Here is an 18,475-nt window from a genome sequence, read left to right on the forward strand (position 1 = left end):
AAAAATTTAAGCCATTGAAATTATGTGCTTTGAAACAGAAGTTTGTGATATATCGAACATCATAAACAATAAGGGGAACCGTCGATGAGCATCGATATCGGAGGCAGGCTTCGCTATGTGCGCATGCGGCAGAATCTGTCTCAGCGAGAGCTTGCAAAACGTGCTGGCGTGACCAATTCCACCATATCGCTGATCGAAGCCAATCAGTCCAATCCTTCGGTGGGTGCATTAAAGCGCATTCTGGATGGAATTCCTATCGGCATGGCCGAGTTTTTTGCTCTGGAGCCGGATGCACCGCACAAGGTCTTCTATCAGGCGGATGAGCTGGTGGAGATTGGCAAGGGGCCGATTTCCTATCGGCAGGTCGGCGATCACCTCTTTGCGCGTTCGCTGCAAATTCTCAAAGAGCGCTACGAGCCGGGATCGGACACCGGCAAGGTTCTGCTGATGCATGAAGGCGAGGAGGGGGGCATCGTCATTTCCGGTCGCATCGAGGTGACGGTCGGCAGCGAGCGCCGAATCCTTGGGCCGGGCGATGCCTATTATTTCTCCAGCAAGCTGCCGCATCGGTTCAAGTGCGTGGGGCCTGTTGCCTGCGAGGTGGTGAGCGCCTGCACACCACCAAGTTTTTGATAGCGTTAAGCTTATGAGTAGCGGGCGATGCTTAAATCGTCGGCCTGAATGTCTGGCTTATTGCCAGAGATAAGGTCTGCGAGCAGTTTGCCGGAGCCGGGACCCATGGTCCAGCCAAGTGTGCCGTGGCCCGCATTGATAAACACATTGTCGTAGCGGGTTGCGCCGATGATCGGCGTTGAATCCGGCGTCATTGGGCGCAGGCCCGACCAGAAGGTTGCAGCCTTGAGATCGCCGCCCGGGAACAAATCGCTCACCGACAGATCAAGCGTTGCGCGACGTGCAGCCGGCAGGTCCTTGGTGAAGCCGGAGACTTCGGCCATTCCGCCCACACGGATGCGGTCGCCAAGACGGGTAATGGCAATCTTGTAACTTTCATCAAGCACGGTCGAGACCGGCGCCAGTTCTTCATTAATGATCGGGGCGGTGATCGAATAGCCTTTCACCGGATAGATCGGAGCGTTCAGGCCAAGCGACTTGACCAGAGCGGGCGTGTAGCTGCCGAGAGCCACGACATAGCGATCAGCCGTCAAGACGCCTTCCGACGTCTCAACGCCGGAGACTTTTCCACCTGTCAGCAGAAGCGATTTGATATCAACGCCGAAGCGGAACTTGACGCCGAGACCTTCGGCGATTTTCGCCAGTTCATTGGTGAATTTGAAACAGTCGCCGGTTTCATCATGCGGCAGGCGCAGGCCGCCTACGAACTTGTCTCTGGCGCGCGCCAGAGCGGGCTCGACCCGCACGCAATCTTCGCGATCAAGCACTTCAAACGGCACGCCATCCTGACGAAGAACTTCAATATCCTTGCCGATGCCGTCGAGCTGATACTGTTCTCGGAACAGCTGCAAAGTGCCCTGTGTGCGCTGGTCATACTGAATGCCGGTTTCTTCGCGCAACGCGACAAGGCAATCGCGGCTATATTCGGCCACCCGAACCATACGGGTCTTATTGATCTTGTAGCGGCTCTCGGTGCAGTTGGCGAGCATTTGCAGCAGCCAGCTATACTGTTTCGGATCAGTGGTCAGGCGCAGAACCAGCGGTGCATGTTTCTGAAACAGCCATTTGGCGGCTTTCAATGGAATGCCGGGGGCAGCCCAAGGTGACGCATAGCCGGGGGACACCTGTCCGGCATTGGCGAAGCTTGTTTCAAGAGCGGGGCCTTCTTCACGATCGACGACAGTAACTTCGTGGCCGAGCTTGGCCAGATAATATGCCGTGGTGACGCCAATGACGCCGCTGCCGAGAATGGTGATCTGCATGTTCGCCTCTGTTTATGCTTTTTCTTTTGATGTTTGGCCATCCACGTAAACACGCGCATAGCGGTGGCCCAACGAAGTCAGGATTTCATAGGGGATGGTTTCGCAATCACGTGCCACATCTTCGAGCCGCTGGTGTGGGCCCACAAGTTCAACCAGACTGCCGAGTTTAAGCGTGCCTTCCGGCAGGGCCGTCACATCAAGCGTGATCGAATCCATCGACACACGGCCGACAATCGGCAGACGCGTATCACCGTAAAAAGCGGAACCCTTATTGCTCAAAGCGCGGAACCAGCCATCGGCATATCCGACAGCGATGGTTGCAATCCGCATGGGTTTTCTTGCGACGAACGTACCGCCATAGCCGACAGCTGCCCCCTTATCGATATCGCGCACCTGAATGACGCGCGCGGAGAGTTCCAGCACCGGCTTGATGGGGTTCTCGCCAATCTCCGGGCCAACGCCATAAAGAGCCACGCCCGGACGTGCGAGATTGTAGTGGTAAGTGTTTTCGAGAAAGCAGCCGCCGGAATTTGAAAATGCCACAGGCAGTTTTGGCAAACGTGCGAGCGCTGCATTCATGGCCGCGAGCTGGCGGGCATTGGCAGGATTTTCCGGCTCATCACCACTCGCCAGATGGCTGATGACAAATTTGATATCGATATGGTCAAGCAGGTGCTGGTCGTCGACCAGTTGATCAAGTTCTTTGGCCGACAGGCCAAGGCGCGACATGCCGGTATCGATCTGCAGAAGCGCGGGCAGTTTTTCATTCAGGCTTGCAGCAAGTGCCGACCAGTTCTCAATCTGCTCCAGCGAGTTGAGAACAGGCAGGACTTTTTCGCGTGCGCAGGCAGCTTCCGTGCCGGGCTGAAGGCCGTTGAGCACATAAAGCGTCGCATCAGGATTGAGAAAAGGGCGAAGCGTAATTGCTTCACCAAGATGGGCCACGAAGAAATCGCGGCAGCCGGCTTCATAAAAAGCCGGTGCGACACGGTTTGCTCCAAGACCGTAAGAATCAGCTTTCACAACAGCGGCTGCGCGGGTTGGTGCGATGCGCTTTGCGATGGTCGCATAATTGTGGCGCAGCGCTTCGAGGTCGATGGTCAGAACACCGCCTGCGGCGAGGTCTTGTTCAGTTTGAGAAAAATGCATCGACATATCGGTCATTTCCAGCGCACTCGGTTTGTTGGTGGGATGCTTGGAATTTAATCCGCTTCCTCCCAAAAGCACATTACTTTGGGGCAGACTTCGGCGATTGGCGGATCGCTATTTCTTGCTCCCAAGGTAATAGCGATCATGATAGTCGAAGACTATTCGAATGTTTTTGCATTTTGTCGTAGATTATGCGAATTTTAGCATGATTTACGCACTTATTAGCTCATCATTCGAAGAATATTCATGGCGACACTGGACAGCATAGACCGCAATATCATCCGTTCGCTGCGGCGCGATGGCCGGATGACGAATAGCCAACTCGCAGCCGAGGTGGGGCTTTCACAGTCGGCCTGTCTCAGGCGCGTACAGATTCTCGAAGAAAGTGGTGTTATTCGCGGATATACGGCGATTGTTGGATCTTCCGGCGGGGATGAGCGGCTGGTGGCGATTGTTCGCATCACACTGGACCGGCAGACGGAAGAATATCTCAACCGCTTTGAAGAGGCGGTGCGGCGCCATCCGGAAGTACAGGAATGTTACCTGATGACCGGCGATGCGGATTATATTCTGCGGGTTGAGGCGGAGAATGCCGCTTCCTATGAAATCATCCATAAGGAGATTCTGTCGCGGTTGCCGGGCGTCGCGCGGATTCATTCGAGCTTTGCAATCAGAACCGTGCTGCTCTCGAAAGCACCGCCGCCGCGCGCATAGAAAAAAGCCCGGCAATTGACCGGACTTTTATTGTCATAACAGGAGCAGTCCTAGAGCATTTCCTGTTTAGATTGAGTCATTGGAAATGCTCTATCTATTTGTTTTTACGCACATCTTGTTCCGAAAACCGCTTCGCACTTTTCGGGATACGCTCTAGCGGAATTCGTAACGAAGACCGGCGCGGACGGTATGGATGTTAAAGCCGTTGTCCTTGGCCTGTGCGCCTGTTGCGCCCGGACCTTCAGCGCTGCCGTAGGGGTTTGTGCTGCGATCAGCAGCGTCATAACCATAGGCCTTGCCACCGTTGATACGCAGATAACGATAGCCCAGGTCAAATTTCAGCTGCTCGGTGAGGTCGTAGCTCACACCAGCCATCAGGCCCATGGCAAAACGCCAGCTGTCGAGGCCGCTTTTGTCTGACTGGTAATCGCAATCGCGAGTTGTGACACCGGAGCAGACCTGGCGCGTGTCCCAATTGCCGTATTTTACATAGGCTGCACCCAGACCGGCACCAAGATAAGGCGTGACCGCTCCGACTTTTGGCAGATCGACATAGGCATTGGCCATTGCCGTCCAGATATTTGCCGTTGAAGCGTCTTCATAATGGCAATTATCTTCGACCGGGTTGAGGCCGTGGGCGCTCTTTACATAACTGGTGCAATTTGTCCGGCCATTAATATTGGCGCGGAAGAAATCCAGTGTCGCATCTGTGCGGAACATTTCGTTGAAACGATAGCCGACGCCAACGCCGTAGGATGCGCCACCTTTCAGCTTGAATTCGTCATATTTCAATGTGTCGTCAATGCCGCGATAGGGTGGATCAAATTGATTCCAAAAAGCCCAATTCCCATCCGTCTTGTTTTTGAAATTATAGCCAATATCGCCACGAATATACCAGCCGGAGGCGGCTAGAGGCGCAGGAGTCACCACGGGCGGCTCTTCATAAACAATGTCAGCTGCATGCGCTCCGTTTGCACCGATCAACATGCTGCATGTCATGAGCGCTATAGCGGAAACATATTTCATCTACCCAACTCCAACCGAAATAATTGCGGTTCCCGAACCGTTCGAAAAAGATGGTAAATGAATATGCTTAAGCTATCGTTACTTCTTATTAGCGAGCACTAAACTTGCGGTAGTATTTATCTTGAGAAGTGTCGTCTAACCGGGAAAGAAAAACCCGGCCTGAGCCGGGTTCTGCAATCTTTACTTGAAATCGATTGACTGTATGACGGACTGGTCGATATCGTTAATGTTGCGCTTGCCACAGAGAGCCATCGTGATGTCGAGTTCTTTGCGGATGATCTCAAGTGCGAGTGTAACGCCTTCCTTACCCATGGCGCCAAGTCCGTATAGGAACGGACGGCCGATGAATACGCCCTGCGCACCCAGCGCGCGCGCTTTCAGCACGTCTTGTCCCGACCGGACACCGCCATCCATATGGACTTCGATTTTGTCGCCAACGGCATCGACAATTGGCTTGAGCATGGAGATGGAGGAGACCGCACCATCCAGCTGGCGCCCGCCGTGGTTGGATACGATAATCGCATCGGCACCGGTTTTCGCTGCCATCTGCGCATCTTCTTCGTCAAGGATGCCCTTGAGGATCAGCTTGCCGCCCCATTGTTCCTTGATCCATGCCACGTCGTGCCAGTTGAGCTGTGGATCGAACTGTTCTGCGGTCCATGCAGAAAGGGAGGACAGGTCGGTCACGTTTTTTGCGTGACCCGCAATATTGCGGAAGGTGCGACGCTGAGTGCCGAGCATTCCAAGGCACCAGCCCGGACGCGTGGCCATCTGCCAGATGTGCTTTGGAGTGAATTTTGGCGGGGCCGAAAGTCCGTTGCGTAAATCTTTGTGCCGCTGCCCGAGAATTTGCAGATCAAGTGTCAGCACGAGAGCTGAACAGCCTGCCGCCTTGGCACGACTGATCAGGCTCTTTACGAATTCGCGGTCTTTCATCACATAGAGCTGGAACCAGAATGGCTTCTTTGTCACAGACGCCACGTCTTCGATTGAACAGATGCTCATGGTTGAAAGAGTGAACGGAACTCCGGCGGCTTCGGCAGCCTGTGCAGCCAGCATTTCACCGTCTGCATGTTGCATGCCCGTGAGGCCCGTCGGGGCGAGGGCCACAGGCATCGAAACCTTTTGGCCGACCATCGTCGTTTCCAGCGAGCGATTGGTCATATCGACCAGAACGCGCTGGCGCAGCTTGATTTTGGAGAAATCGCTTTCATTGGCGCGATAAGTCGATTCCGTCCAGGCACCGGAATCCGCATAGTCGAAGAACATCTTCGGGACACGGCGTTTGGCCAATCGCTTCAGGTCAGCGATTTCGACGATTTTGGGCATTCTCCCACCCTTCGTGGTCAGTTTTCTTTACCAATCGCATGAAGGATTGTTTTGTTGAAATCAAGAGCTATCCGATGGTTGGCGGCTCATCACTCGCGGTAATTTGATCGTATGTCACTTCCAACTATACTATCCGGTGGTTTTGTGACCGAAATGTTGATGTCATATGCTATGAAGTGAACGGGACTTTGTGACGATTAACGGCTACTTTAGACGCATATTGAAGATCAATAGCCTGAGAAAGTGGTATCGTTGCGTATAAATGGTTGGGCTGAAAGGCTGCGCAGTCGAGGATAGCAAAATGAGCAAAACTCACGACACTGGATTTATCGGCAAAAAGTCGAGTGCTGCGGGTGGATGGGGCGCGTTGAAAAGCTGTGGCAAGCAGTTGCTGGCTAGCGGTGCGCCACTGACGGGTGCGCGGACGCTGCTCAAAGCCAATCAGCCCGACGGTTTCGATTGCCCCGGCTGTGCCTGGGGAGATCCTGAGCATGGTTCTTCTTTCGAGTTTTGCGAAAACGGTGTGAAAGCTGTCGCCTGGGAAGCAACGGATCGACGCACGACGCCGAAGTTTTTTACCGAGCATACAGTTTCCGAACTGCGCTCATGGACGGATTACGCGCTGGAGAATACTGGTCGCCTCACACATCCAATGCGCTACAATGCCGCGACCGATAAATATGAGGCCGTCGATTGGGATGAGGCTTTTGCGGTTATCGGCGAGATTCTGAAAGGGTTCGATACGCCGGACCGTGTCGAGTTTTATACATCGGGTCGCGCCTCCAATGAAGCCGCTTTCCTCTATCAGCTGTTTGTGCGTGCTTATGGCACCAATAATTTTCCTGATTGCTCGAACATGTGTCATGAAGCCAGCGGTGTGGCTCTGACGCAGTCGGTCGGTGTCGGCAAGGGAACCGTTTTGCTCGAGGATTTCGAGCACGCGGACGCCATTTTTGTCGTTGGTCAAAACCCCGGAACCAACCATCCGCGTATGCTGGGCGACCTTCGCCGCGCCGCTGAACGCGGGGCGAAAATCGTGGTTTTCAATCCGGTGCGTGAGCGCGGCCTTGAACGCTTTTCCGATCCTCAGAACAAGCTCGAAATGATGCATGGCGGAAGCGAAGCAATCGCCAGCGATTATTATCAGCCGCGCCTTGGCGGTGATCTGGCAGCGTTTCGCGGGATGGCAAAGGCTGTGTTTGCCGCCGATGATATCGCACTCGCAGCCGGCGAGCCGTCGGTTCTGGACCGCGAATTTCTGGCTGAGCACACGGTTGAGCTTGAAGCTTATCGCAAAGCCGTTGACGCTACGACATGGGAAGAGATCGAAGATCAATCGGGGCTTTTACGTGAGTCGCTTGAACATGCGGCGCGCATTTATATGAATGCGGGACGGGTCATCTGTACATGGGCGATGGGCATCACGCAGCATCGTCATTCCGTGATCATGATCCGTGAAATCACCAATTTCATGCTGCTACGCGGTAATATCGGCAAGCAAGGCGCGGGGCTTTGTCCGGTTCGCGGCCATTCCAATGTGCAGGGTGATCGCACGGTCGGTATTAATGAAAAGCCTTCAGCAACCTTTCTGGATGCGCTGGAAAAAGAATTTGGTTTCGATGCTCCGCGCACCCCAGGGCATAATGTGTTGGGCGCGATTGGCGCCATGCTCGATGGTTCGGCGAAAGCCTTTATCGGTCTTGGCGGAAATTTTGCGCGCGCGACGCCTGACAGCCCGATGATCGCCAAGGCTTTATCCGGTCAAAGGCTGACCGTACACATCGCGACCAAACTCAACCATTCCCATCTTGTACCGGGTCAGGATTCTTTCATCCTTCCCTGCCTTGGGCGCACAGAGATCGATCTCAATTCCAAAGGCGTGGCACAGATTGTGACGGTTGAGGATTCGATGAGCATGGTGCATGGGTCTGGCGGCATCAATAAGCCTGCCTCGCCGTTGCTTCGCTCGGAAGTTTCAATCATCGCGCGTATGGCAAATGCGACACTCGGTCCAAAGCCGGTCAACTGGCTGGCATTGGCCGATGATTACGATATCATTCGTGATCATATCGCGCGGGTTTTGCCGGATTTCTACGATTTTAACACGCGTGTGCGGGTGCCGCGCGGGTTTCATCTGCGCAATTCGGCACGTGAACTCGAATGGCGCACGCCGAAAGGCAAGGCGACATTCTGGACAGGGGCACTGCCTGACGCAATTGAACATCAGCAGGCCCGCGGCAAGCCCGGACGTTACGTGTTGCAGACTTTCCGCAGCCATGATCAGTACAATACAACGATTTATGGCATGGATGATCGCTATCGCGGCGTCTATGGCGAGCGTCAGGTCGTTTTCATGAATCCCGCCGATATGTCGGATATTGGTGTCGAGGCCGGGGATCGTGCGGATATTGTCGGCGAATTCAATGATGGTATTGAACGTGTCGCTCGTGACTTCCGTTTTGTGCCTTACGATATTCCACGTGGTTGCATTGCTGGCTACTATCCAGAGATGAATGTTCTCGTGCCGCTTGGCAGCGCTGGTGAAGGCAGCGATACACCGACATCAAAATCGATTATCGTATCGTTTCGTCCGGTGCAGGCTTTGAGCGCGTGACGCTGGAAGCCGATTATCTGACGCTGGTCGATGCGCTTGAGGCTCAATCGGGAAAGGTCTCGCGGCTGGGTGCCGGGATTATTGCCGCATTGGTGCTGGGTGCCGCGTCGGACAGTCGAAGTTTTGCAAGAATATTGGGCGTTGCTCATGCGCTCGTGTTGCGGGAAATTGCGGCTTTGAGTGCAGAAGGCGGTTATATTGATATTCGCAAAAGCGATGAGCGGACCCAGCGCAAATGGTATGATCTCAATAGTGCCGGAATTGAACTTGTTGAGGATACTCGCAGATAATTTAATCTGCGCCTTGTTTTGTTGTCAGGCGCTTCCGATATTCCGTGAAATTCAGAAATGGCAGTTAATGATGTTTATAAGGCGCGCTTTTCTTAGCGCACGTTTAATAGCATTGTACGCGCCGTAGAAACAGGCGAGAACCGTTCGAATGGCTATTAAAATTCCTCCTCTTATGCAGATAAGACAGGCTCGTTTTAGACTATTTGCGACGGCTTTTTTGATAGGTTCTGCAGTGGTGATGGCTGGATCGGCTGCCTATGCCGAAATGAGCGGCACGATTCCGGTTGCCGTTATTGAAAGCGAGCTGGTCGATTACCAGCCGCAACTGACACTATCGGGGGCTATCGCAGCCCGCTCGCTTGTCAACATATCTTTCCGTGTGAATGGCCAAGTTGTTGAACGCCTTGTCGAAATTGGCCAGCATGTCAATAAAGGGGAATTGCTTGCACGCATTGATAATGCGGAGCAGCAGGCCAATATGCGGGTTGCGCAGGCATCGCTGGATGCGGCGCGCGCCCAGCTCGTGCAGGCCGAGGCAAGTTTCAAACGACAACAGGCTTTGCTTGATCAGGGGTTCACCACGCGCAGTCAGTTCGATCAGGCACAACAGATTTTACGTACCGCGCAAAGCACCGTTTCCAATGCTGAAAGCCAGCTGAGCAATGCACGGGATGAACTGTCTTATACCGAGCTTCGCGCCCCGGTCGCGGGTGTTGTGACGGCGCGGAATGTCGAAACTGGTCAGGTTGTACAGGCGGCACAGACGGCGTTCTCGATTGCGGAAGATGGTGCACGTGATGCCATTTTCGATGTACAGGAAACATTGGTCAATCATGCGAAAATAGGCATGGGCGTTACACTCGGTCTGCTTTCCGATGAAGATATCAAGGCTGAGGGAAGCATTCGTGAAATCTCGCCCGTGGTTGATGCGAAGACTGGTACTGTACGCGTGAAGGTCGGTATTTCGGAAGTGCCACCGCAGATGGCGCTTGGCGCGATTGTTACCGGTACCGTTCACATGGGTGGCCAGAAGGTTTTTGTCCTTCCATGGAGTGCGCTCACCTCCGATTCGGGAAAGACGGCCGTCTGGAAGGTCGCCAAAGATACGAAGCTTGCAATGCTGGTGCCGGTTCAGGTGCTTGCATTCGAAAAAGAGCGCGTCATCGTTACTTCCGGTCTGAGTGCCGGTGATCTTGTGGTGACAAAGGGTGCGCAAATGCTGCGCGCAGGTGCGCAAACGCAAATTACGCAAGCTTATCAAGAGGCCGGCGCAAAATGAAACTGCTGAAGAAAACTCTGGGTCCGGTTGCCTTGGTTGCAGTGCTTGCCGCTGTTTCAGGGTGTGGTCAAGACGAGAGCAAATCGGCTGAGACTGAGCCCGCTCGCCCCGTGCTTTATACAATTGCCACGCCAAAAACCGCTGTTCAAACCAGTTTTGCAGGTACTATTGAGCCCCGTTACTCCACCGATCTTGCTTTTCGAGTCTTGGGGAGACTGATCGCGCGCCCGGTTATCGTGGGAGATCTCGTCAAGAAAGGTGAGACGGTTGCAATGCTGGATCCCTCCGCGCTTGATCTTTCGGTGCAGTCAGCAAAAGCGGATCTTGCAAGCGCACAGGCGCAGTTTGCCAATGCTGCAGCCAGTGAAGAGCGTCTTAATATTCTGCTCAAAGGCAGCAATATCTCGCAAGCTGATTACGATGCCGCAAAACAGGCGCGTGACAGTGCACAGGCCGGGCTTGAAAAAGCACAGGCCGGGTTGCGAAAGGCGCAGGACCAACGTGGTTATGCTGTTTTAAGTTCAGATTTCGATGGTGTTATTTCGGCTACCCATGCTGAAGTCGGTCAGGTTGTGGCGGCTGGGCAGGTTGTCATGACGATTGCTCGTCCTGACATCCGCGAAGCCGTTCTCGATATTCCTGATAATATGACGGACTATTTTGTCGCAGGAACACCCTTTCATGTTCAGCTTCAGGCAGACCCGAGCGTAACAGGACAAGGTACGGTGCGGGAAGTTGCCCCACAAGCGGACGCGCAGACCCGCACACGTCGCGTTCGAATTGCGCTTGAGAACCCGCCCGAAGGCTTTCGACTTGGTGCCACCATCCGTGCCGGTCGCTTACGCGCGCAAAAAGATCATGTCATCCTGCCGATGCAGGCCTTGTTGGAAAAAGACGGCAAAACCGCGATATGGGTTATCGACCCCAAAACACAAACTGTACGCCTTCACGATATTCAGGTCGTTGAACGCCGTAGTGACAGCTTTCTAGCCAACAATGTTGAGGTGGGAAGCTATGTGGCGACGGCGGGTGTGAACGAGCTTGAAGAAGGCCAGAAAGTTCGACTGGATGCGAAGGGAAGCAGCCTGTGAAAAAGGGTTTCAATCTTTCTGACTGGGCTTTGAACCATCGTTCGCTCGTTTGGTATTTCATGCTGGTGTTTCTGGTGGCCGGGTTTGTGTCCTATCTCGACCTTGGCCGTGCGGAAGACCCGGAATTCACGGTAAAGACGATGGTGGTTCAGGCAAGCTGGCCCGGTGCGTCCATTGATGAAACGATGAATCAAGTCACCGACCGGCTTGAAAAGAAGCTCGAAGAGCTTGATACGCTTGATTATACGCGCAGCGTAACCACGCCCGGCAAGTCGGTTGTGTTCGTGTTTCTAAAAGATACGGTGCGCAAGGAACAGGTGACAAAGGCGTGGTCTGACGTCCGGCACATGCTTGATGACATTAAGCCGAACCTGCCCGAAGGTGTTTATGGGCCGTATTATAACGATAAATTCGGGGATGTTTTCGGCAATATTTTTGCCTTCACATCGGATGGCCTGTCGATGCGTCAGTTGCGCGACTATGCCGAGGCAGTGCGCGCCAAAATTCTGACGATTCCAAGTGCCGGCAAAGTGGAGCTTATCGGTGCACAGGATGAGGCGATCTATCTTGAATTCTCAACGCGGCAGGTGGCGGCTCTTGGGCTTGATCAGCAGGCTATTCTGAAGGCACTTCAGGATCAGAACGCGATCACGCCCTCTGGTGTCGTGCAGGCTGGACCAGAGCGCATCAGCGTGCGGGTGAGCGGGCAGTTTGATTCTGAAGACGATCTTCGCGCGGTTAATCTGCGCGTCAATGACCGCTTTTTCCGCCTGTCGGATGTTGCAACGATTACGCGCGGTTATGTTGATCCTCCTTCGACTATTTTCCGCGTCAATGGGGTGGATGCGATCGGGCTTGGTATCGGTATGAAGCCGAATGGCAATCTGCTGGAATTTGGCGAAAAGCTGGATGCCATGATGCAGAAGGTGACGGCCGAACTGCCGGTTGGGGTCAATGTTTTCAAGGTTGCGGATCAGCCGGAAGTCGTTCAGGACGCGGTGTCAGGCTTTACCAAAGCGCTGTTTGAAGCGGTGGTCATTGTTCTTGCCGTGAGCTTTATCAGTCTTGGTTTACGGGCTGGATTTGTGGTTTCGCTGTCAATCCCGCTGGTTTTGGCCATCACATTTCTCGTCATGTCACTGATGGATATTTCGCTGCAACGCGTGTCTTTGGGGGCATTGATCATCTCGCTCGGCCTTCTGGTCGATGATGCGATGATTGCCGTCGAAATGATGGTCGCCCGGCTTGAACATGGTGATCCCATTCACAAGGCCGCAACCTACGTTTATTCGCACACGGCATTCCCGATGTTAACGGGGACGCTCGTAACCATCGCGGGCTTTATTCCGATCGGTCTCAATTCCAGTCAGGCGGGCGAATATACCTACACGCTTTTTGTGGTTATAGCGGTCTCGCTGATCGTTTCATGGGTGGTAGCAGTGTTGTTTGCTCCCCTTTTGGGCGTCACGGTGCTGCCCAAAAAGATGAAACACCATGAGGAAAAACGCGGCCGTTTTTTCCAGGCTTTCTCGAACACGCTGCTTCTGGCCATGCGTCACAAGTGGATTACAATCATCACAACAATTGCATTGTTTGTGGTCTCGGTTTTCGGAATGGGCTTCATTGAGCGCCAGTTCTTCCCGGAATCGGATCGCCCGGAACTGGTGATTGACTGGACATTGCCACAAAACAGTTCGATTGCCGACACAAGAGAGCAGATGGAACGGTTTGAGCAGACAATGCTCAAGGATAATCCCGACATTGACCACTGGAGCACTTATATTGGACAGAGTGCAATCCGCTTTATTCTGTCTTTCGATGTGCAGCCGGCCAACCCGTATTTCGGGCAGATGGTCGTCGTTGCCAAGGACGTTGAGGCGCGTGACCGTCTCAAAGCGAAATTCGATGAAGTTCTGCGCAGGGATTATGTCGGCACCGATACGTTTGTAAAATTCCTCGAACTGGGACCGCCGGTTGGCCGCCCCGTGCAATATCGTATTTCCGGGCCTGATATTCAGGAGTTGCGCGGGATCGCTCAGGATTTTGCAGGTCTCATGAGCGCCGACAAGCGGTTGGGCGTTGTCAGCTATAACTGGAACGAACCGGGGAGGGTTATTCGTGTTGATGTGATGCAGGACAAGGCGCGTAAGCTTGGCATTTCATCCAAGGATATTGCCACGACGCTCAATGGTATTGTGGGTGGTATTCCCATTACGCAGGTGCGCGATTCGATCTATCTCATCGACGTCATCGTGCGCGCGCAAAAGCATGAGCGCGATTCCATCGACACGCTTCAGAGCCTGCAAATCGCGACTGGCAACGGCAGTTCCGTGCCGCTCGCAGCGATTGCGAATTTCCGCTACGAGTTGGAGCAGCCGGTGGTCTATCGCCGCTCGCGTATTCCGACCATTACGGTCGCGGCGGGTATCAACGACAACACGATGCCCGATACGATTGTGAGCGAATTAGAGCCTTCGGTGAAAACTTTCATCGAAAATCTGCCAGCAGGTTATTCTATCGTGACAGCCGGTACGGTTGAGGAAAGCGGCAAGAGTCAGGGGCCTATCGCCGCCGTGGTGCCGCTGATGCTGTTTGTCATGGCAACTGTTCTGATGCTGCAATTGCAGAGCTTCCAGCGTCTGTTTCTCGTGGTCGCTGTCGCACCTTTGGGGCTGATCGGTGTGGTTGCGGCGCTGCTTCCAAGCGGGAAGCCGCTTGGTTTTGTTGCAATCCTCGGCGTGCTGGCGCTGATCGGCATTCTTATCCGTAACTCGGTTATTCTGATCGTGCAGGTGGAAGAACATATCAGTGAGGGCATGCATCCATGGGATTCGGTTGTGCAGGCAAGCCAGCATCGCATGCGGCCCATCGCATTGACCGCTGCGGCTGCAAGTCTGGCATTGATCCCGATCGCGCGGGAGGTGTTCTGGGGACCGATGGCCTATGCCATGATGGGCGGCATCATTGCCGGTACGGCGATTACGCTTCTGTTTTTGCCAGCGCTGTATGTTGCCTGGTTCCGTATCAAGGAACCGGACGCGAAAAACACGCAAGCGACGGTGGAGCCACAACCGCAACATTGATATGAAGAAGGTCTGCTAATTCTTGCTTTGCGCATTAGCCGAAGCACCTTTGCTGGAAATGCTTCGTGCAGACTTTTCTTTTTTTGGAGAATGAACATGCAAACTGCTCCGTCGCTTATGTTGCAGGAAACCGAACAGGCGCCGTCTGTCGTGGCGAAACTTCTTGCAGCAGAAGCCGGAGCGTTTGCTGAAATCGGTCGGCTGTTTGAAAAGTCACCCACAGTGATTACCACCGCTGCGCGTGGTTCGTCCGATCATGCGGCGACCTTTTTCAAATATCTGATGGAGATCGCCACCGGCATTCCAGTTGCCTCTATCGGACCATCGGTGGCTTCCGTTTATGGCGCGAAGCTGAAACTCGAGGGTGGTCTGCATTTCACCGTGTCGCAATCGGGTGCAAGCCCGGACATTATCGCGGTGCAGGATGCAGCAAAACGGGGTGGGGCCGTGACGGTTGCCGTTGTTAACGTGACCGATAGTCCGCTTGCGAAGGGTGCCGACATTGTGCTCGCCCTTCATGCCGGCGAAGAGAAAAGCGTTGCCGCCACCAAGTCCTTCATTGCATCAGCTGCTGCACTTTCAGGCGTGGTGGCTGCCGCAAGCAACGACGTGCGGCTGAAAGATGGTTTGAGGCGCTTGCCGGAAGCCTTGGCTGCTACAAAGCCGGACGACCGCGAAGTGGTGGAAGACCTGTTGGTTGAGGCAAAGTCGCTGTTCACTGGCGGACGTGGCACGGCCTATGCCATTTCCCTTGAAGCTGCACTCAAGGCCAAGGAAACCGCCAATATTCATGCGGAAGCATTCTCGCTTGCCGAGCTGATGCATGGACCGATGCGGCTGGTGGAAACCGGCTTCCCAATTCTGTCGTTCATTCCGCAGGATGAGGCGCTTGAAACAAGCATTCAGGCACTGGGCAGGCTTGGATCGTTCGGCGCAAACCTTGTCTCGTTTGGTGATGCTTCGGTGCCAGGCCATAGGGTGCCGTCTGCCAGCACCGGCAACGGCCATCTCGACCCGCTCGTTTCGCTTATCAACTATTATCGGATCATCGAAACTGTCACGCGCCGCAAGGGCTACGATCCCGATAAGCCCCGTCATTTGAACAAGGTGACGTCGACGGTTTAATTCGAGTTCTTTGATCCTTCACGCATTATCGACTTGATAGCGCAATCCGGTCAGTGCATTACGCATTCTGGCATGGCTGGCGCTGGATCGTAGAGTAAAAAATTGCGATGTAGCTGCGCCTGCACGATAGATCTGTTCCGGTTATTGGAAACGTCAGAACTGCTCTATCGATTAGTATTACGCATTATTCGACGCAAAATTGCTCCGCAGTTTTGGCTCGAAAATGCTTTAAAGGAAGTCCGATGCATAACTTTGTCCTGACCGTCACGTGCAAATCCACCCGCGGTATTGTTGCCGCCATTTCGGGTTATCTTTCGGGTAAAGGGTGCAATATCATCGACAGTGCCCAGTTCGACGATCTGGATACCGGTCGCTTCTTTATGCGCGTCAGCTTCATTTCTGAAGAGGGTGTCGCGCTCGAAGTTTTGCGCGATGGATTTGCGGCTGTTGCTGCACCTTTTGAGATGGATTTCGATTTCCACGACAATGCCCATCGCACAAAGACATTGCTGATGGTGTCGCGTTTTGGCCATTGCCTGAACGATCTTCTCTATCGCTGGAAAATCGGCGCTTTGCCAATCGATATCGTTGGCGTGGTGTCAAACCACTTCGATTATCAGAAGGTCGTCGTCAATCACGACATTCCGTTCCATCATATCGCTGTAACCAAGGCCAATAAGCCGGAAGCCGAACAGCGTCTTCTGGATATCGTCGAGAATACGGGCACTGAGCTGGTGGTTCTTGCGCGCTATATGCAGGTTCTGTCTGATTCACTTTGCCAGAAAATGTCAGGCCGGATCATCAATATTCATCACTCGTTCCTGCCATCATTTAAGGGGGCAAACCCTTACAAGCAGGCCTATGAGCGCGGTGTGAAGCTGATTGGCGCGACCGCACATTATGTGACCGCTGATCTCGATGAAGGTCCGATCATTGAACAGGATGTTGCGCGTGTGACGCACGCGCAGAGTGCGGCGGATTATGTGTCGATTGGCCGTGATGTGGAAGCACAGGTTCTGGCACGCGCTGTTCACGCGCATATTCACCACCGTTCATTCCTCAACGGCAATCGCACCGTCGTATTTCCTGCGTCGCCAGGGTCGTTCGCATCTGAGCGCATGGGCTGATCGACCGCCGATATTGTCGCACTGACGGTCTGCAAATGGCGCCTTTCTGCGCTTCCGGTGCTCATGTACCTTAAGTACACTCCGCTCCGGTTCTCGAAAGATCACCATTTTCGCCACGTCATTGCGAAAATCTCAATCTGTCGATGCGTTGTGCCAATAAAAAACCCCGCTAAAAGCGGGGTTTTCTTTTGATCTTAAATCAGATCGATTAGTCGATGTCGAAGGAAACGCCCTGTGCCAGCGGCAGAGCCTTCGAGTAGTTGATGGTGTTGGTTGCGCGGCGCATATAGCCCTTCCACGCATCCGAACCCGATTCACGGCCGCCACCGGTTTCCTTTTCGCCGCCGAATGCGCCGCCGATTTCAGCACCCGAAGTACCGATATTGACGTTTGCAATGCCGCAATCCGAACCTTCAACCGAAAGGAAGCGCTCTGCTTCCTGCAGGTTGAGTGTGAAGATCGACGAGGACAGGCCTGCGCCAACCTCGTTGTGGCTCGCCAGCACGTCGTCGAAGTCGGAATACTTCATGACGTAAAGGATCGGTGCGAAGGTTTCTTCGAGAACCGGGCCTTCCTGCTTTGGCATTTCAACGATAGCCGGACGCACATAGTAAGCGTTTTCATGGCCAGTTTCGACGCGTTCGCCGCCCTGTACCTTGCCGCCGTGAGCGGCTGCTTCCTTAAGTGCCTTCTGCATGTTGTCGAAAGCAATCTTGTCGATCAATGGACCAACCAGAGCTGTCGTTTCAAGTGGCGAACCAACGGTAACGCTGGCATATGCCTTCTGCAGACGTGGGACGAGTGCATCGTAAACGCTTTCATGCACGAACAGACGACGCAGCGTGGTGCAACGCTGACCAGCGGTGCCCATTGCACCGAAAGCGATTGCGCGCAGTGCCATGTCGAGATCTGCCGATGGGCAGACGATACCGGCATTGTTGCCGCCGAGTTCGAGGATTGCACGTGCGAAACGCTTTGCAAGCCGTGGACCAACTTCGCGGCCCATGCGGGTCGAGCCGGTTGCCGAAACAACTGGAACCTTCGGGCTGTCAACGAGGACTTCACCAACTTCACGGTCGCCAAGCAGCAGCAGCGCAAGACCTTCTGGCGCTTCGCCAAAGCGCTTCAGGGCGCGCTGGAAGATCGCGTCGCAGGCAAGAGCGGTGAGCAGGGTCTTTTCCGAAGGCTTCCAGACAACCGAGTTGCCGCAAACGATGGCAAGTGCAGCATTCCACGACCAGACGGCAACAGGGAAGTTGAAGGCCGAGATAACGCCGACAACGCCAAGCGGATGCCAGGTTTCCATCATGCGATGGCCAGCGCGTTCGGTTGCGATGGTGAGACCGTAGAGCTGACGCGACAGACCGACTGCGAAATCGCAGATGTCGATCATTTCCTGCACTTCGCCGAGGCCTTCTGAAGGGATCTTGCCAGCTTCGAGCGAAACGAGGCGGCCAAGATCTTCCTTGGAAGCGCGGAGTTCTTCACCCAGGAGACGGATGAGTTCGCCGCGCTTTGGAGCTGGAACAGTGCGCCATGCGCGGAATGCTTCATCAGCCTTGTCGATGATCTTGACTGCATCGTCCTTGCTGTGGGTCTTGACCGAAGCGATCTGTTCACCGGAGACCGGGCTGAAACCAGCGAGGTCGCCCGACGTGTAAAGTGCTGCATCAACGCCAAGCTTGGAAAGCAGCTCAGCGGCTTCTTTTTTCACGTCGAGTTTTTTAACAGCGGTGTTCATATTTATCCTCTT

The 18,475-nt window shown here is 54.1% G+C and carries 14 protein-coding genes; 9 read left to right on the forward strand and 5 right to left on the reverse strand.

Annotation, left to right across the window (positions count from 1 at the left end):
- Window positions 1-84: 84 nt before the first annotated feature.
- The gene (locus tag H5024_RS04655) at window positions 85-633 is read left to right on the forward strand and encodes a cupin domain-containing protein (protein WP_007876209.1); all 549 of its coding nucleotides are present in this window, start codon (window positions 85-87) and stop codon (window positions 631-633) included.
- 11 nt (window positions 634-644) lie between these two features.
- Here H5024_RS04655 and H5024_RS04660 read toward each other — a convergent pair whose 3' ends face one another.
- Both H5024_RS04660 and alr read right to left on the reverse strand, forming a co-directional pair.
- The gene (locus H5024_RS04660) at window positions 645-1,895 is read right to left on the reverse strand and encodes a D-amino acid dehydrogenase (RefSeq protein ID WP_187544247.1); all 1,251 of its coding nucleotides are present in this window, start codon (window positions 1,893-1,895) and stop codon (window positions 645-647) included.
- 12 nt (window positions 1,896-1,907) lie between these two features.
- On the reverse strand, window positions 1,908-3,059 hold the full coding sequence (alr, locus tag H5024_RS04665) for an alanine racemase (RefSeq protein ID WP_187544248.1): 1,152 nt from the start codon (window positions 3,057-3,059) through the stop codon (window positions 1,908-1,910).
- A 231-nt stretch (window positions 3,060-3,290) separates the two neighbouring features.
- Here alr and H5024_RS04670 point away from each other — a divergent pair, with 231 nt between their 5' ends.
- Window positions 3,291-3,758, forward strand: a complete 468-nt coding sequence (locus H5024_RS04670) for an Lrp/AsnC family transcriptional regulator (RefSeq protein WP_024899340.1) — start codon at window positions 3,291-3,293, stop codon at window positions 3,756-3,758.
- 153 nt (window positions 3,759-3,911) lie between these two features.
- On the opposite strand, the gene H5024_RS04675 is transcribed toward H5024_RS04670, so the two are convergent.
- Together H5024_RS04675 and H5024_RS04680 are read right to left on the reverse strand one after the other, a co-directional pair.
- Window positions 3,912-4,784, reverse strand: a complete 873-nt coding sequence (locus tag H5024_RS04675) for an outer membrane protein (RefSeq protein ID WP_187544249.1) — start codon at window positions 4,782-4,784, stop codon at window positions 3,912-3,914.
- Window positions 4,785-4,964: 180 nt separating this feature from the next.
- Window positions 4,965-6,113: an alpha-hydroxy acid oxidase gene (locus tag H5024_RS04680; protein WP_187544250.1), complete on the reverse strand. Its 1,149-nt coding sequence runs from the start codon at window positions 6,111-6,113 to the stop codon at window positions 4,965-4,967.
- 301 nt (window positions 6,114-6,414) lie between these two features.
- Here H5024_RS04680 and H5024_RS04685 point away from each other — a divergent pair, with 301 nt between their 5' ends.
- From H5024_RS04685 to purU, 7 genes are all read left to right on the forward strand, one after another.
- Window positions 6,415-8,727, forward strand: coding sequence for an FdhF/YdeP family oxidoreductase (locus tag H5024_RS04685; RefSeq protein ID WP_187544251.1), 2,313 nt, complete (start codon window positions 6,415-6,417; stop codon window positions 8,725-8,727).
- The gene (locus H5024_RS04690; RefSeq protein ID WP_187544252.1) at window positions 8,724-9,017 is read left to right on the forward strand and encodes a hypothetical protein; all 294 of its coding nucleotides are present in this window, start codon (window positions 8,724-8,726) and stop codon (window positions 9,015-9,017) included. Before H5024_RS04685 ends, H5024_RS04690 begins: the two co-directional genes overlap by 4 nt.
- 172 nt (window positions 9,018-9,189) lie before the next feature.
- Entirely contained in the window at window positions 9,190-10,296 is a 1,107-nt protein-coding gene (locus H5024_RS04695) for an efflux RND transporter periplasmic adaptor subunit (protein WP_187546602.1), read from the forward strand.
- Entirely contained in the window at window positions 10,293-11,387 is a 1,095-nt protein-coding gene (locus H5024_RS04700) for an efflux RND transporter periplasmic adaptor subunit (RefSeq protein WP_187544253.1), read from the forward strand. Before H5024_RS04695 ends, H5024_RS04700 begins: the two co-directional genes overlap by 4 nt.
- Entirely contained in the window at window positions 11,384-14,470 is a 3,087-nt protein-coding gene (locus H5024_RS04705; RefSeq protein WP_187544254.1) for an efflux RND transporter permease subunit, read from the forward strand. Before H5024_RS04700 ends, H5024_RS04705 begins: the two co-directional genes overlap by 4 nt.
- A gap of 96 nt (window positions 14,471-14,566) precedes the next feature.
- Complete coding sequence (locus tag H5024_RS04710) at window positions 14,567-15,595, forward strand: SIS domain-containing protein (protein ID WP_187544255.1); 1,029 nt, start codon at window positions 14,567-14,569, stop codon at window positions 15,593-15,595.
- Between the two features lie 242 nt (window positions 15,596-15,837).
- On the forward strand, window positions 15,838-16,722 hold the full coding sequence (gene purU, locus H5024_RS04715) for a formyltetrahydrofolate deformylase (protein ID WP_187544256.1): 885 nt from the start codon (window positions 15,838-15,840) through the stop codon (window positions 16,720-16,722).
- Window positions 16,723-16,930: 208 nt separating this feature from the next.
- Here purU and H5024_RS04720 read toward each other — a convergent pair whose 3' ends face one another.
- Entirely contained in the window at window positions 16,931-18,463 is a 1,533-nt protein-coding gene (locus H5024_RS04720; RefSeq protein ID WP_187544257.1) for an aldehyde dehydrogenase family protein, read from the reverse strand.
- Window positions 18,464-18,475 lie beyond the last annotated feature (12 nt).

The organism is Ochrobactrum sp. Marseille-Q0166 (assembly GCF_014397025.1).
Classification (GTDB): domain Bacteria; phylum Pseudomonadota; class Alphaproteobacteria; order Rhizobiales; family Rhizobiaceae; genus Brucella.

Excerpts from the sequence above, each read along its gene's own strand:
- H5024_RS04655 (WP_007876209.1), top strand. The coding sequence starts at position 85 with ATGAGCATCGATATCGGAGGCAGGCTTCGCTATGTGCGCATGCGGCAG.
- H5024_RS04685 (WP_187544251.1), top strand. The coding sequence starts at position 6,415 with ATGAGCAAAACTCACGACACTGGATTTATCGGCAAAAAGTCGAGTGCT.
- alr (WP_187544248.1), bottom strand. The coding sequence starts at position 3,059 with ATGACCGATATGTCGATGCATTTTTCTCAAACTGAACAAGACCTCGCC.
- H5024_RS04660 (WP_187544247.1), bottom strand. The coding sequence starts at position 1,895 with ATGCAGATCACCATTCTCGGCAGCGGCGTCATTGGCGTCACCACGGCA.
- H5024_RS04680 (WP_187544250.1), bottom strand. The coding sequence starts at position 6,113 with ATGCCCAAAATCGTCGAAATCGCTGACCTGAAGCGATTGGCCAAACGC.
- H5024_RS04670 (WP_024899340.1), top strand. The coding sequence starts at position 3,291 with ATGGCGACACTGGACAGCATAGACCGCAATATCATCCGTTCGCTGCGG.
- purU (WP_187544256.1), top strand. The coding sequence starts at position 15,838 with ATGCATAACTTTGTCCTGACCGTCACGTGCAAATCCACCCGCGGTATT.
- H5024_RS04700 (WP_187544253.1), top strand. The coding sequence starts at position 10,293 with ATGAAACTGCTGAAGAAAACTCTGGGTCCGGTTGCCTTGGTTGCAGTG.
- H5024_RS04710 (WP_187544255.1), top strand. The coding sequence starts at position 14,567 with ATGCAAACTGCTCCGTCGCTTATGTTGCAGGAAACCGAACAGGCGCCG.
- H5024_RS04695 (WP_187546602.1), top strand. The coding sequence starts at position 9,190 with ATGCAGATAAGACAGGCTCGTTTTAGACTATTTGCGACGGCTTTTTTG.
- H5024_RS04675 (WP_187544249.1), bottom strand. The coding sequence starts at position 4,784 with ATGAAATATGTTTCCGCTATAGCGCTCATGACATGCAGCATGTTGATC.
- H5024_RS04720 (WP_187544257.1), bottom strand. The coding sequence starts at position 18,463 with ATGAACACCGCTGTTAAAAAACTCGACGTGAAAAAAGAAGCCGCTGAG.